Origin of the sequence: Yinghuangia sp. YIM S10712, from assembly GCF_051388935.1 — a bacterium.
GTDB lineage: Bacteria > Actinomycetota > Actinomycetes > Streptomycetales > Streptomycetaceae > Yinghuangia.
The window spans coordinates 27,161-40,336 of record NZ_JBPKBI010000031.1 but is presented as its reverse complement, the minus strand read 5'-3'; the positions used below and the strand labels follow the sequence as shown (position 1 = coordinate 40,336).

The following is a 13,176-nucleotide window of genomic DNA, read 5'->3' as shown; positions in this document are numbered from 1 at the left end:
GTCGGGAATCCCGAAAATCGTGTTGATCCCCTCCGCCTCGAAAAGCTGAAGAATGCGCTCGAAAACTTTGACCGACACGTTCGGTTCCCTTTTCTCGGCCGGCGGACAGGGGGAATACCGGGGAAGGCTCGACGCGTCGCGACGACGCGGACTCTGTGACGGAATCTGCGGCCGGACCACCGGGCGGCCTCGGCCGCCGACGCGGGCAGGGCCGTACCTCGACCGTCGGCTGCTGGGCCGAGGGTCGGCGCTGGGCATCCGATCACCGCCTCCGCGAGGGTAATTGTATGCAATGCTAGGGATCATCAGCTCTACTTTCAATACTTGTAAAGATTGACCGTCGACGTGTATGCAATAGGGATCGCGGCGGGTTCAACGGGCCCGCCGACACCTTCGGAAGCGCGTCGACCGGCCTGCGGGCGAGGGCGCAGACGCGGGGGCGAAGCCGTTCCGTCGAACGGCGAAGCGAGCCGTGTGCGGCGGCGTGACCACGCCTCTCATGTCCGGACAGAACGGAGCAGACGATGACCGACGCGCTGGGCTGGAGACTGAAACTGGGCGTCGTGACGCCCTCGGTGAACACCGTGGTACAGCCGGAATACGACGACATGCGGCCACGCGGTGTGACCAACCACATCGCCCGCATTCACACCCCCGAGCGGGTCACCTCCAACGACGAGGACTTCGTCGAGCTTGTCCGGGACATCGACCGCGGCGTCGACGACGCGGTCGAACGCGTGCTGACCTGCGATCCCGCATGCGTGGTGCTCGGCGTCTCGATCGAGGCGGTCTACGACGACCCCAACGCCGGCGAAGCCATCAGGGATCGCCTGCGCGCCAAGTTCGGCGACGGACTCCGGCTGATCCACGCGGGAGACGCGATTCCGGCCGCACTGCGCGCGGTCGGCGTCGAGGACGGGCCGATCGGCGTGGTCACTCCGTACCAGCCCGTGTCCGAGCCGCACCTGCGGGCGTTCGTCGAGAGCCGGGGCTACGAGCTGAGCACCGCCGTCCATCTGCGTGCGCCCAGCGCGGTCAAGATTGCACACATCTCCGGGGACACTCTGCGAGGTGAGCTGAAGCGGATCGCGGCCGACCGGCCGAGGGCGATCGTGCAGTTCGGCGCCAACATGTGCATGGGACGCATCGCCGCCGAGGCCGAGCAGTGGTTGGACCTGCCGGTGATCGCGGTCAACACGGCGACGTACTGGCATGCCCTGCGCAGCAACGGAATCGACGACCAGGCGGAAGGTTTCGGGCAGTTGTTGGCACGTCACTGACCACGCTTTTGGAGGCGCCTGATGTCCCAGGGATATCCCACGCTGTTCTCCCCCATCGCTTTGGGCCCGCGTACGGCAGGAAACCGCATCTGGCTTGTCGCCCACGCGACGGAATTCTCCACCGACGGGACTTTCGCCGACGCCAGCGTGGACTATTACGCCGAGCGCGCCCGGGGCGGAGCGGCGGTGATCACCATGGAGGCCATGGCGGTTCACCCGTCCAGCCAGCCGCGCCGGGGGGTGGTCAAGGCGTACGACGCGGCCGTCGTCGACAGCTACCGCAAGGTCGCGGCAGCGGTACACCCGCACGGCGCGATGCTCATGGCCCAGTTGTGGCACCGGGGGCGGCAGACCGACGGCATCATCAGCCGGCTGCCCACGTGGGCGCCGAGTGCGGTTCCGGACACGGTGTACCGGGAGATTCCGCATGAGATGACGGTGCGCGAGATCGACGAACTGGTCGCGCACTATGTGCTGTCCGCGCGCCTGGCGATGGAGGGCGGAGTCGACGGCATCGAGGTGCACGGCCTGGCGCACGGTTATCTGCTGGGCCAGTTCCTGTCGCCGGCCACGAACCACCGGACCGACGATTACGGCGGTTCGTTCGAGAACCGGCTGCGCATCGTCCGGCGCATCGTCGAGGAGGTACGCCGCGTCGTGCCCGCGGACCGGGTGCTCGGGATCCGCCTCAACAGCAACGACGGCGACGGGCGATCAGCGAAGTCGGCGCCCGGCTTCAAACAGGAGCTCGGCAACGCGGAGTGGGTGCGCATCGCGGTGGAGGTCGAGAGCTGGGGCGCGCTGGACTACATCTCCACCACCCAGGGCACGTACCTGGACCGGATGCAGATCTACGGCACCTCGGCGGCGCGGCCGGCCGGGTACGAGGTCGCCGACACCGCCAATATGGCGCGTGCGGTGTCACTGCCGGTCGTGGCGGTCGGGCGGATCACCACACCGGAGATGGCCGAGAACATCCTCGCGACCGGCAAGGCGGAGTTCGTCGGCATGGCCCGCCAGCTCATCGCGGACCCGCAGTGGCCGGTGAAGGCCCGGGAAGGACGGCCCGACGACATCCGCCCTTGCATCGGCGCGAACTGGTGTGTCGCGTCCTTCGCGCGCGGCCCGCTGTCGTGTATCCACAACCCGCAGGTCGGTCGTGAGCGGGAGTTCCGTCTCGACGACGGCCGGGAGCGGAAAGGCCGGCGGGTCGCGGTCGTCGGCGGTGGCCCGGCCGGGCTGCGGGCCGCACTCACCGCCTCAGAACTGGGCCACCAGGTCACGCTTTTCGAGGCGAGCGACACGCTCGGCGGGCAGGTCAATCTGCTCACCCGGGCCGACTCCTACCGCGAGTGGTCGGGCGTGACCGACTGGCTGTCCGCCCAGCTTGCCCGGACGGACGTCGAGGTCCGTCTGAAGCACCGGGCCACGGCCGGCGACCTCGTGGGCAGGTTCGAGGCGGTCGTGGTCGCCACAGGCTCGACGCCTGTGCGCCACGGCTGGACGGCCCGGCGTCCCGAGCGCTGGTCGCGGGACGCCGCCGCGTTGCCGGGTTCGGACCAGTGGAATGTGTACGCGCCGGCGGAAGTCCTCAGCGGAAGCGCGGAGTTGCCGTACCGGATCCTGATCGTCGACGACACGGGCGACCGGCAGGCGTTCGTCACCGCCGAATATCTGGTCGGCCGCCGCCACGCGGTGCATGTGGTGTCGCAATACCCGCAACTCGGGCACGCGTTCGCCGACGGTCACGACCTTCCGTTCGCCTTCGGCCGGTTGCGGCGCGCCGGGGTCACCTTCACACCCAATGTGGAGGTCGCCGCGATCGAGGAGGACACCGTGACGCTCGCGGATGTCTTCACCGGCGAGACCTCCGTGCTCCACGACATCGACGGCGTGGTGCTGATCCTGGGGAATGCCGCCGACGACGGCCTGGCGCGTGAACTCGACGGGAGCGGCCTCGACGTGCACCTGGTCGGCGACGCGCAGGCGCCGCGACGCATCTTCAACGCGATCTGGGAAGCCGACGCCGCGGCCCGGCGACTTTGACGAGGGAGACCGATGACCACCGGAGAAGCAAGCGGGCCCCTGGCCGGATGCCGCGTTCTCGAATTGGGCTCGCTGATCGCCGGGCCGTTCTGCGGTCAGCTTCTGGGCGATTTCGGGGCGGAAGTCGTCAAGATCGAGGACCCCGGACGCGGCGATCCGATGCGCCAATGGGGCAACCAGGCGGACGGTTTCTCACTGACCTGGCCGATCATCGCGCGCAACAAGAAATCCGTCACATGCAATCTCCGCGACGCCCGGGGCCAGGAATTGGTCCGGCAACTCGCGGCGCACGCCGACGTGTTGGTGGAGAATTTCCGTCCCGGGACGCTGGAACTCTGGAATCTCGGCTACGACACCCTCGCCGCGATCAACCCTCGGCTGATTCTGGTCCGGGTCACCGGCTACGGACAGGACGGGCCCTATTCGCAGCGGGCGGGCTTCGGATCCATCGGCGAGGCCATGGGCGGGGTTCGCTACACCACGGGCAATCCCGACCACCCGCCGAGCCGCACCGGAATTTCGCTGGGCGACTCGCTGGCCGGGATGTTCGCGGCGTTCGGCGCGGTCATGGCCCTTCTCGGCCGGGAGCGTACGGGCCGCGGCCAGGTGGTCGACTCGGCCATCTACGAAGCGGTTCTCGCACTGATGGAAGCCTTGATCCCGGAATGGGAGATCGCCGGCCACCGGCGTGAACGCACCGGATCGGTGCTGCCGGGCGTCGCGCCCAGCAACGTCTACCCCACGGCCGACGAAGCGGAGGTTCTCATCGCGGCGAACGGCGACGCGGTTTTCTCCCGGCTTTGCGATGCGATGGAGAATCCGGATCTGGCGGCGCACCCGCGTTATCGCACGCACCAGGCTCGCGGCGAACACCTTGAGGAACTCGACAAGGTCGTCGGGGAATGGACGTCCCTGCACGCGTCGGAGGACATCCTCGACCGCCTGCACGCGGCCGGAGTCCCGGCCGGCCGGATCTACACCGCCGCCGACATGACGGTCGACACGCACTTCAAAGCGCGTGAGGCAATCGTCCGGCTGCTCCACCCCCACCTGGGCGAATTCCCCATGCAGAATGTGGCGCCGCGGCTGTCCGCGACCCCGGGGCGAATCCATTCCCTCGGCCCGGAACTCGGCGAGCACAACGAGGCCGTGTACGGCAGCCTGCTCGGCCTCGACCCCGCACAGCGCGAAAAGCTGGCCGCCGAAGGCGTCATCTGACCGCGTCGCGGCCTCACATCGAACGGAGTCACCCGTGCCCATCACGATCTGTGAGGTCGGTCCGCGCGACGGCCTGCAGAACGAAAAAACGTTGCTGTCGGCCGAGGCCAAGGTCGAACTGATCACCCGGTCCGTCGCCGCCGGAGTGCGGCGCATCGAGGCGACCGCGTTCGTGCACCCCGGGCGCGTACCGCAGATGGCCGACGCCGAGCGGGTCATGGCGGCGGTCCCGCGCGGCGAAGGGGTCTCGTATATCGGGCTGGTCCTGAACGCACGCGGGTTCGAACGTGCCGCGCGGGCCGGCGTCGACGAGGTCAACATGGTCGTCCTCGCCACCGACACGTTCAGCGAGCGCAACCAGGGGATGACGGTCGACGCGAGCCTGCGTGCGTGGTCGGAGATCGCTGACCGGGCGCACGCGGCCGGTATCCGGCCCTCCGTGACGATCTCGGCGGCGTTCGGCTGCCCGTTCGAAGGGGAGGTCGCCGCAGAACGGATCCGGGCCATCGCCCGCCGGGCCGTCGACGCGGGACCCGCCGAGATCGCGCTCGCCGACACGATCGGTGTGGGCGTCCCGACGCAGGTCGCCGAACTGGTGGCGGCCGTACGCGACGTCGCCGGCGGCGTTCCTCTCCGGTGCCACTTCCACAACACACGCAACACCGGCTATGCGAACGCCGTCGCCGCGGTCGGCGCGGGGGTCCAAACGCTCGACTCCAGTGCGGGCGGAATCGGCGGATGTCCGTTCGCGCCGGCGGCCACCGGCAACATCGCCACCGAAGACCTCGTCTACCTGCTCGACAGGATGGGTGTCGCCACCGGGGTGGATCTCGCCGCGACGGCGGCGACCGGCCGGTGGATCGGCGAACAGCTCAAAGTCGCCGTCCCGGCACTGCTCGGCCGGGCCGGCCCGTTCCCCACATGAATGAATCCGGTCGCCGCCGACGCGGCGCAGGCCGGCAACCGTACGAACAACGCCCGTCACCCAACGACACGAGGACCGCCCCGGGGCGAAACCTGAGCAGGCCCTGCGATATGACGTGTTGTCGTGAGGAAGCCCAGTGAGATAAGTCAGAAAGTCGTCGTCAGCACGGTGTACGTGACGGCGATTTTCATGACGGTGCTCGACACCACCATCGTCAACGTCGCCATTCCGGCGATCGCACGGGACTTCGACGAGTCACCCGACGCGATCGGCATCGCGAACGTCGGCTTCCTGGTCAGCCTCGCGGTCTTCATCTCGGCGGCGGGCTGGCTGGGCGACCGCTTCGGGACAAAACGGATGTTCCTGTCGGCGCTCGCGGTCTTCACTCTCGCGTCCGCACTGTGCGGCCTCGCCCAGAACCTGCCGCAACTCGTCGGTTTCCGGGTGCTGCAAGGTGTGGGCGGCGGCATGCTCACCCCGATCGGCATGGCCATGATGTTCCGTGCGTTCCCGCCGGTGGAACGCATCCGCGCCGGGCGCTACCTGGTCGTCCCGACCGCGCTGGCTCCGGCGGCCGGGCCGATCATCGGCGGTCTGATCGTCGACCACGTCTCGTGGCACTGGGTCTTCTACATGAACGTCCCCGTCGGTGCCGCCGCGCTGACGTTCGGCGCCCTGTGCCTGCGCGAGGAGAAGCAGCCCGGCGTCGGCCCGTTCGACCTGCCCGGCTTCCTGCTCGCCGGCGGCGGCCTCGCCGGCACGCTCTACGCACTCACCGAGGGCTCCCGCGAGGGCTGGACGTCACCGATCATCCTCGGCACCGGGATCACCGGGCTCCTTCTGCTCGCCGCGCTCGTGGTGGTCGAGACCCGGACCGAACACCCCATGCTCGACCTGCGGCTGCTGGGCAACCGCCTGTTCCGCAACGGCGCGCTGATCATCGTCACATCGTCGGCGGGCTACCTCGGCACGGTCTTCGTGCTGCCCATCCTCATCCAGCAGGCCCGCGGCCTGGACGCGACGGACAGCGGCCTGGCCACCTTCCCGGCCGCGATCGGGATGATGATCGCCACCCAGGCCGTGTCGCGGTACTACGCCAAGATCGGCCCGCGCCGCATCACCGCGATCGGCATCATCGGCAGCGCCACGACGATCAGCCTGCTGGGCCTGGTCGGCCCGGACACGAGCCTGTGGTGGCTGCGCGCCGACCTCTTCCTCACCGGCATCTTCCTGGCCCACACCTTCATGCCCGCACAGACCGCGGCGTTCGCCCAGATCAGCGGGCCGGACATGGGCGCGGCCTCGACCCTCTACAACGTCCACCGCCAACTCGGCGCCGCCGTCGGCGTGGCGATCCTCGGCAGCGTCATGTCCGGCATCGGCATCTTCGACATGACCGCCGAAGGACCGCGCCCCGACTATTCCGCCTACCACTGGGCCTTCCTCGTCGCCGGCCTCATCTCCGCTCTCGGCCTGGTCTTCGCCCTCCTCATCCGCGACCGCGACGCGGAATCGACCATGGTCACCGCGCCTGCGAAACCGGTCGAACAGGAAGCCGCCCGCTGACCCGAATCGACCGCTGACATCAACGCGGGACGTCGAACCGGAAACCGAACAGGCCGCCTTCCTCGTACGCGTCGGTGAGCTTCGGCTCGATGACGTAGGGCTCCGGACGAAAACCCAAGTGGGCCGTCTTGTTGAGGTCGTCCTCGTTGATGGTGACGACGTACTGCATGCCCTCGGCCTCCGCGATCTCCGCCGCCGTACCAAGCGCCCTGGCGAGTTGCCGGTCGTCGACGCCGTCGAAGAGGTGGCTGTCGTGGACGAGGAAGTCAGGCCCCCGGCCGGCCCGGTGGGCGACCACGGCGAGCGTCATGTCGAAGCAGAAGATCGCCATGCGGCCGATGCCCTTGCTGTCATCGCTCCCGATGTTGGGGAGGATCTTGAGGCTGCTCGGACCGGGATCGATGCGCAGGTAGGACGGGCGGTCGGACCCGTAGAGGCGGTAGGCGAGTTCGTTGAACAACAGGTGGGCCTGGTCGGTTTGCGTCTGACGCTCGCCGATGTCCTGAAGCAAGGCGTTCTGGATCGCGACGCTTTCGGCGGCGATGGCCTGGTTGGTGGCTTCGACCGCTTCGGCCGACTCCAGACGATGGCGTAGCGTCGTGACATTGGCCTCTTCTTGGGCCAGTGTTTTTTGAAGTTCGGTCAGTGCTTCGAGGGCACCGCCTTGATCGAGTTGGGCGACGACCACACGCTGCTCTTCGGCGAGGGCGCGTTGTTCCTGCCGCCGGGCATCCATGCGCTCCCGAATCGTGCGGATCTCCTCGTCCAAGTAGGTCCGGCGGTTCCGCACCACGGCTTCGTGAAAAAGTTTCACTTGGTCGTATTGTTTCCGGACCTGGTCGCCGAGGTTGACGCCAAGTTGTTCGTAGACGCGGAGCAGGTACGCCGATTCGGGGTCGTCCGCTTCGTCTACCGACTTCTGCAGATGGTCGAGATTGTGTTGGTCCATCACGTCAAGGGAGACGAGTTCGCGCAATTTGCGCGCGAGGTCGTCAGCGCGATCCTTGAGGGTTTCATAGTGCGGCAGTACCCGGAACTCCGCGACCTGGCGCCGCAGATCGTTGACCTTCGCGGTCGCCACGGCGATCTGGCCGCGCAAATCAGCGCTCTTTCCGACGACTTTCCCCCAGACCGGGTCACCCGCGACCTTCTTGAGCTGGGTACGGGCCGCGCGGCGCTCCGCGAGTGTGAGGTAACGAGCAGTCAGATCGGCGTCGAGCCCCAGTAGATGGGCGAGGTTGGGGCCGGCTTGGGCCTCAGGCTGCCGAGCGAACGAACGGGTGGGCTCGTTGAAACCGTGATCACGGTCGCGGCGGATGAGGAAGGCCAGCATGGCGCGTCCGCTCACCCCAGGGTGCTCGCCTTGAAGACCGAAAAGCCCGGCCTCGATGATCTCCTGCCATTCGCTGACGGAAATGTCTGCGTTGTCCCCGGACAAGCGCGTGGCGGCCGACGGACTGATGTCCGGTTGTAACCGCACCGACTTCGGATTCGATCCCGTACGCCCGACGCGGACTTCTTCGCGAAGCGGCGGCCAATCGAGGGTGAGCGAAAAACACGTCTGCCGGAGCTCACGACGCATCGGCAACGACTTGGGATCGGCTCGGGCGCCGAGCAGGAAGTGCAGTAGCTCGATGACACTCGACTTGCCCGAGCCGTTACGGCTGTCGGTGTTCGACGAAACCGGGGTCGCCTGGGCGACCAGCAGATTCAGACCGGGCTTGAACGTGACCGTCTTGAACCGTGGGTCGTCCGCTTCAAGCTGCCGGAGCATCGGGCCTCCTGATGACGAGGAGGTCATCACATAAGTCCAAGACGCCGAGGGTGTAGAGGACATCAAGCGCGAGGACGAACCAGCCGAAGGAGATAGGGGCGTGGTACCCCTCGGTCTCCCGCCAACTACGAAGGCGTGACCACGTCTGGCTGACGGTACGCGGCCGGTCGAGCTGCTTGACGACCTGGGCGCCGACCGTGAGCAAAGCACGGTCCGGAGCAATGCCCTTGGTCGGCGTGATCATGTCCCTCCCCCAGTCGGCACCCAGTCGCCAGGCGGAACCTCGAAGATGTCACACGCGCCGAAGAAGTACGCGAGGACAGTCCAAGCCGCGACTTCATCCTTTCGCGTCGGTCGCCGGTTGCCAACGATGTATCCCTCAAGGTCGTAAAGGATCTCGTCGCTGTCGTCGCAGTGACGCGCCCGCGCTTCGCGGTATGCCTCCCGGAACCCTTCCGCCACCTCGTCGCGTTCGGTGCTGTCCAACGTGCGCTGGTAGTACATGTCCACCAAGTGCAGCCTTGGGTGCCCGACAGTGAACCTGTAACGCGCGTCGTCGCTCAGTCGGTTGTAGTCCATCTTGTACTGGCTGGGAATCGGTATCGGACGGTCAGGCGCAGGCACACGGTGGTGCTCGCCGAGGTACTTGAGAAGCGGCTCCAGGTCGGTCATGGCGATGCCGTACACGACAGACTCGATGGGAATCGAGGTGGTGCTTGGCATACATCCGTTGTGCCGGAATCACGCGCATCCCCCACGCTCTGTGCCGAACCAACAGCCAAACGTAGTGGTTGCGAAGCCTGCGAGTCTACGAATCCGTTGGCTCGTACGGGTGGTTGAGGGGTTCGACAGCCGGCTGGAGGAGTTGATCGCGAGGGTTTCGCCGTTCAAGTGCGGTTCGTTCGATGCGGATGTGGCCGCCGCCGGCCGCGGCGGTGGGCTTCCGATGTCGCGGATCCGGGGTACGCATAGCCTGGACTGGTTGCGATTCGAGGAGGGGACCTGTGAGTTCGAACATCGCGTATGACCGGCGGGAGCAACTGGAGAAGATCCAGGCGGGGTTGCTGCCTGGAGAGCAGGTGCTTGCGGTATACGACGCGAAAGGGACCGGGACCGGGTTCATCGGGTTGACCGACCGGCGGGTCATTCTTCAGGACAACAGCTTCGTGGGGAAGAAGATCGCGCTGACGTCGATCCCCTATTCGAAGATCAGTGCCGTGTCGATGGTGTCGAACAAGTCGTTCGCCGGGTCGTTCTTCAGTTCCAGCGAAGTCGCCCTGCACGTGGGGACGCAGACGCATTCGATCGAGATGCGCGACGACCAAAAGGGCAAGCACGTCCACGATGTGATCCTGCATTACATCCTGGCGTCGTGAGCTCCCGCGCCGGTCAGGGAGCGTGCCACTCGCCGGTGGCGTGAAAGTGGTCGAGGGTGCGCGCGAACGGACGGATGTCCAGGCCCTGTTCGGCGAGCCACGCATCGGAGTAGTAGGAGTGGGCGTACCGCGCACCGCCGTCGCACAGCAGAGTGACGACGGAGCCGGTACGGCCCGACTCCCGCATCTCGGCGACGAGTTGCAGCGCGCCCCACAGGTTCGTGCCGGTCGAGCCGCCCGCCTTGTGGCCGGTGAGGCGGTGCAGGTGGCGCATCGCGGCGATCGACGCGGCGTCCGGCACCTTGATCATGCGCTCGACGACCTCGGGCACGAAGCTCGGTTCGACGCGGGGGCGTCCGATCCCCTCGATGCGGGACGCCGCGCCCACGGTGTACGTCGGATCGCCGCGCGTCCAGCCTTCGAAGAACGCCGAGTTCTCCGGGTCGACCACGGCCAGGCACGTGTCGTGGCACTGGTAGTGGACGTAGCGGCCGATGGTCGCGCTCGTCCCGCCGGTGCCGGCGCTGACGACGATCCAGGCGGGGATCGGGTGCCGTTCCTGTGCCATCTGGCCGAAGATCGACTCGGCGATGTTGTTGTTGCCGCGCCAGTCGGTGGCGCGTTCGGCATATGTGAACTGGTCCATGTAGTGGCCGCCCGTCTCCTCGGCCAGGCGGCGTGAGACGTCGTACACCGTCGCCGGATCGTCGACGAGGTGGCAGGTGCCGCCGTAGAACTCGATCAGTTCGATCTTCTCGGGGCTGGTGGTCCTGCCCATGACCGCGATGAACGGCAGCCCGAGCATGCGGGCGAAGTAGGCCTCGGAGACGGCGGTCGAGCCGGATGAGGCCTCGATGACCGTCGTGCCCTCGCGGATCCAGCCGTTGCACAGGCCGTAGAGGAAGAGCGAGCGGGCGAGGCGGTGCTTGAGGCTGCCGGTCGGGTGCGTCGACTCGTCCTTCAGATACAGGTCGATGCCCCATTCCGGCGGGAGCGGATAGACGAGCAGGTGCGTGTCCGCGGACCGGTTGGCGTCCGCGTTGACCTTGCGCACCGCTTCGCTCACCCACCCGCGCGTCGTGGCGCAGACCCGGTCCACATCGGTGCCGGTCGTCGACCCCATGGCCACGCTCACTCCCTGTCACGAGAACCGATCAAACGTGATCAACCTGGCATCAGCGTACGACCCTGGCCGATCATGCCGTTCGGGAGTCGCGAGAAGCCTGTGCGGATCGTGTGACACGGGCGGCCGGACGCGGCGTCGGTAGGGGTGACGGCACAACGCAACAACGTGACAAGGGCGGGGTGATGGCAACAGATCCGGACGAATTCCTCGAATTCGCCACCGCGCGGAGCGCGCAGCTGTTTCGAACGGCCTGGCTGCTGTGCGGGGACTGGCATTTGGCGGAAGACCTGGTACAGACGACGCTCGGCAAGCTGTACCGCTCGTGGCGGCGCGTGAAGAGCGCCGACAACCCCGACGCGTACGCGCGCACGGTTCTGACGCGCAGTTACCTGTCGTGGCGGCGGCGGCGCAGCAGTGGCGAACAGCCGTACAGCACCCTGCCCGAGTCGGCGGACCGCCACGTCGACCCCGCGCTGCGGCTGACCCTCCTCAAGGGCCTGGCCGAACTCGCCCCGAAGGACCGCACGGTGCTCGTGCTGCGGTTCTGGGAGGACCTCAGCGTGGAACAGACGGCCCGTCAGATGGGGTGCTCGCAAGGGGCGGTACGCAATCGCTCCCAACGGGCCCTGGAAAAACTCCGCACGGCCCTCGGCGGCGAACTGCACCTGCTCGCAGCCGCGTGAACCAAGGCCGGTACGCCGGCTCGACTTCGCTGTACAGCCCGGCACCTGCCGGAACCGGCACCACGGAAACCCCGCCGGCACGGCCGTACGGCGGGCGGAAATCCCGAAACCCCATCTGCGCGGGAGCGCCGTGCGGCACCGCGCGTCATCCCTTCCGGATCGACCGGACCTGACCCAGGAGACGGTGAAGAACCGATGAATCCCGAACACGGCCACACCGGCGGCATCGGCCGCCCCGAAGAGGCCGCCCTGTCCACGGCGTTGCGCGACGCCGCGGGCGACCTGATGCCCAATACCCCCGCACTGGTCCGAGGCGGCATGGCCCGCGGCCGTCGCATGCGTGTCGCGCGCCGCGCCCAGGTCGTCGTGGCCGCCGCGGCGGTCGTCGCGCTCGGCGGCGTGGGCACGGTGGCGCTGAGCGACCTGAACGGAGGCGGCGGCACGACCGTCGCCGCTCCGGGGTCGAGCGTGGCGGGGACCCCGAGTGCCACGCCGACGACGCCGCTGCTCACGGCGGAATCGGAACAAGTGAAGGCGCTGGCGGAGGAAGCGGGGCAGGTGCTGCGGCAGTTCTGGCCGGCGGGCGCCCAGGTCGAGCAGTGGGTGTCGCTCGACGGCGGCGGGATCGGCGTTTACTCGAAGGTCGACCCCGACGGGCAGGGCCTCGGCTTGGTGACGCTGCTGATCAGTTCGGGCAACAGCGAGCTGACCTGCTTCGACGACACCGGCTTGAACGCGACGTGCGACCTGCTTCCCCAGCCCGACGGGTCGCAGCTGCGCCTGGAAAAGAACTGGGAGTACCCCGCGACGCCGAGCACCGAGGACGGCAAGGCGGGAACGGACGGCTCGGGCGCCGAGCTGTGGAGCGCGGTGCTGAATCGACCGGACGGCGTGCGGATCTACGTGAGCGCGTCGAGCGCGTCGACCGAGAAGAGCCCCGAGACGCGGACCGCCCCGGCGCTGACGCTGGAACAGCTCCGGAGCATCGCCACGGCCCCCCAGTGGACGACCCTGGTCACCCCCGACAAGCTGCCGCAGGGCGCCAAGTTCGCGCCGAACGACACGGCGAACAGCGCCGGGAAGGGGGAGGGCAGGACGCCGCCGACCACCGGGTGACACACCGGCCCGCCGGATGACGCCCAGGCCCGCCGCCGCCCACCCGGTCCGGCGGCGGGCCGCCGC

At 67.9% G+C, this 13,176-nt stretch carries 13 protein-coding genes; 8 read left to right on the top strand and 5 right to left on the bottom strand.

All coding sequences use genetic code 11. From position 1 onward, the window contains the following. Positions 1–180 (bottom strand): hypothetical protein (locus ACRX5W_RS31405; protein ID WP_436791785.1); only part of this gene is annotated, 180 nt, incomplete at its 3' end. Between the two features lie 344 nt (positions 181–524). On the opposite strand from ACRX5W_RS31405, the gene ACRX5W_RS31400 reads away from it, so the two are divergent. From ACRX5W_RS31400 to ACRX5W_RS31380, 5 genes are all read left to right on the top strand, one after another. After that, positions 525–1,280 (top strand): maleate cis-trans isomerase family protein, encoded by a 756-nt coding sequence (locus ACRX5W_RS31400; RefSeq protein WP_436791784.1) that lies wholly within the window; start codon positions 525–527, stop codon positions 1,278–1,280. A 21-nt stretch (positions 1,281–1,301) separates the two neighbouring features. Beyond that, the gene (locus ACRX5W_RS31395) at positions 1,302–3,326 is read left to right on the top strand and encodes an FAD-dependent oxidoreductase (RefSeq protein WP_436791783.1); all 2,025 of its coding nucleotides are present in this window, start codon (positions 1,302–1,304) and stop codon (positions 3,324–3,326) included. Between the two features lie 12 nt (positions 3,327–3,338). Beyond that, on the top strand, positions 3,339–4,544 hold the full coding sequence (locus ACRX5W_RS31390; RefSeq protein ID WP_436791782.1) for a CaiB/BaiF CoA transferase family protein: 1,206 nt from the start codon (positions 3,339–3,341) through the stop codon (positions 4,542–4,544). Positions 4,545–4,578: 34 nt separating this feature from the next. Next, the gene (locus ACRX5W_RS31385; RefSeq protein ID WP_436791781.1) at positions 4,579–5,469 is read left to right on the top strand and encodes a hydroxymethylglutaryl-CoA lyase; all 891 of its coding nucleotides are present in this window, start codon (positions 4,579–4,581) and stop codon (positions 5,467–5,469) included. 123 nt (positions 5,470–5,592) lie between these two features. Beyond that, complete coding sequence (locus tag ACRX5W_RS31380; protein WP_436791780.1) at positions 5,593–7,035, top strand: MDR family MFS transporter; 1,443 nt, start codon at positions 5,593–5,595, stop codon at positions 7,033–7,035. Between the two features lie 19 nt (positions 7,036–7,054). Here the strand turns inward: ACRX5W_RS31380 and ACRX5W_RS31375 are convergent, their stop codons facing one another. From ACRX5W_RS31375 to ACRX5W_RS31365, 3 genes are read right to left on the bottom strand one after another with little or no spacing between them, the layout of a single operon-like run. Continuing rightward, positions 7,055–8,836, bottom strand: coding sequence for an ABC-three component system protein (locus ACRX5W_RS31375; RefSeq protein WP_436791788.1), 1,782 nt, complete (start codon positions 8,834–8,836; stop codon positions 7,055–7,057). Continuing rightward, positions 8,793–9,053 (bottom strand): ABC-three component system middle component 6, encoded by a 261-nt coding sequence (locus ACRX5W_RS31370; RefSeq protein WP_436791779.1) that lies wholly within the window; start codon positions 9,051–9,053, stop codon positions 8,793–8,795. Before ACRX5W_RS31370 ends, ACRX5W_RS31375 begins: the two co-directional genes overlap by 44 nt. After that, positions 9,050–9,532: an ABC-three component system protein gene (locus ACRX5W_RS31365; RefSeq protein ID WP_436791778.1), complete on the bottom strand. Its 483-nt coding sequence runs from the start codon at positions 9,530–9,532 to the stop codon at positions 9,050–9,052. Before ACRX5W_RS31365 ends, ACRX5W_RS31370 begins: the two co-directional genes overlap by 4 nt. A 281-nt stretch (positions 9,533–9,813) precedes the next feature. Between ACRX5W_RS31365 and ACRX5W_RS31360 the strand changes: the two genes are divergently transcribed. Continuing rightward, on the top strand, positions 9,814–10,185 hold the full coding sequence (locus tag ACRX5W_RS31360) for a PH domain-containing protein (RefSeq protein WP_436791777.1): 372 nt from the start codon (positions 9,814–9,816) through the stop codon (positions 10,183–10,185). A gap of 13 nt (positions 10,186–10,198) precedes the next feature. Here the strand turns inward: ACRX5W_RS31360 and ACRX5W_RS31355 are convergent, their stop codons facing one another. Further along, positions 10,199–11,320 (bottom strand): PLP-dependent cysteine synthase family protein, encoded by a 1,122-nt coding sequence (locus ACRX5W_RS31355; RefSeq protein WP_436791776.1) that lies wholly within the window; start codon positions 11,318–11,320, stop codon positions 10,199–10,201. 173 nt (positions 11,321–11,493) lie between these two features. On the opposite strand from ACRX5W_RS31355, the gene ACRX5W_RS31350 reads away from it, so the two are divergent. Both ACRX5W_RS31350 and ACRX5W_RS31345 read left to right on the top strand, forming a co-directional pair. Continuing rightward, positions 11,494–11,994: a SigE family RNA polymerase sigma factor gene (locus ACRX5W_RS31350; RefSeq protein WP_436791775.1), complete on the top strand. Its 501-nt coding sequence runs from the start codon at positions 11,494–11,496 to the stop codon at positions 11,992–11,994. Between the two features lie 195 nt (positions 11,995–12,189). Next, on the top strand, positions 12,190–13,110 hold the full coding sequence (locus tag ACRX5W_RS31345; RefSeq protein WP_436791774.1) for a hypothetical protein: 921 nt from the start codon (positions 12,190–12,192) through the stop codon (positions 13,108–13,110). The last annotated feature ends 66 nt before the right edge of the window (positions 13,111–13,176 follow it).

Excerpts from the sequence above, each read along its gene's own strand:
- ACRX5W_RS31375 (WP_436791788.1), bottom strand. The coding sequence starts at position 8,836 with ATGACCTCCTCGTCATCAGGAGGCCCGATGCTCCGGCAGCTTGAAGCG.
- ACRX5W_RS31400 (WP_436791784.1), top strand. The coding sequence starts at position 525 with ATGACCGACGCGCTGGGCTGGAGACTGAAACTGGGCGTCGTGACGCCC.
- ACRX5W_RS31350 (WP_436791775.1), top strand. The coding sequence starts at position 11,494 with ATGGCAACAGATCCGGACGAATTCCTCGAATTCGCCACCGCGCGGAGC.
- ACRX5W_RS31345 (WP_436791774.1), top strand. The coding sequence starts at position 12,190 with ATGAATCCCGAACACGGCCACACCGGCGGCATCGGCCGCCCCGAAGAG.
- ACRX5W_RS31390 (WP_436791782.1), top strand. The coding sequence starts at position 3,339 with ATGACCACCGGAGAAGCAAGCGGGCCCCTGGCCGGATGCCGCGTTCTC.
- ACRX5W_RS31370 (WP_436791779.1), bottom strand. The coding sequence starts at position 9,053 with ATGATCACGCCGACCAAGGGCATTGCTCCGGACCGTGCTTTGCTCACG.
- ACRX5W_RS31395 (WP_436791783.1), top strand. The coding sequence starts at position 1,302 with ATGTCCCAGGGATATCCCACGCTGTTCTCCCCCATCGCTTTGGGCCCG.
- ACRX5W_RS31365 (WP_436791778.1), bottom strand. The coding sequence starts at position 9,532 with ATGCCAAGCACCACCTCGATTCCCATCGAGTCTGTCGTGTACGGCATC.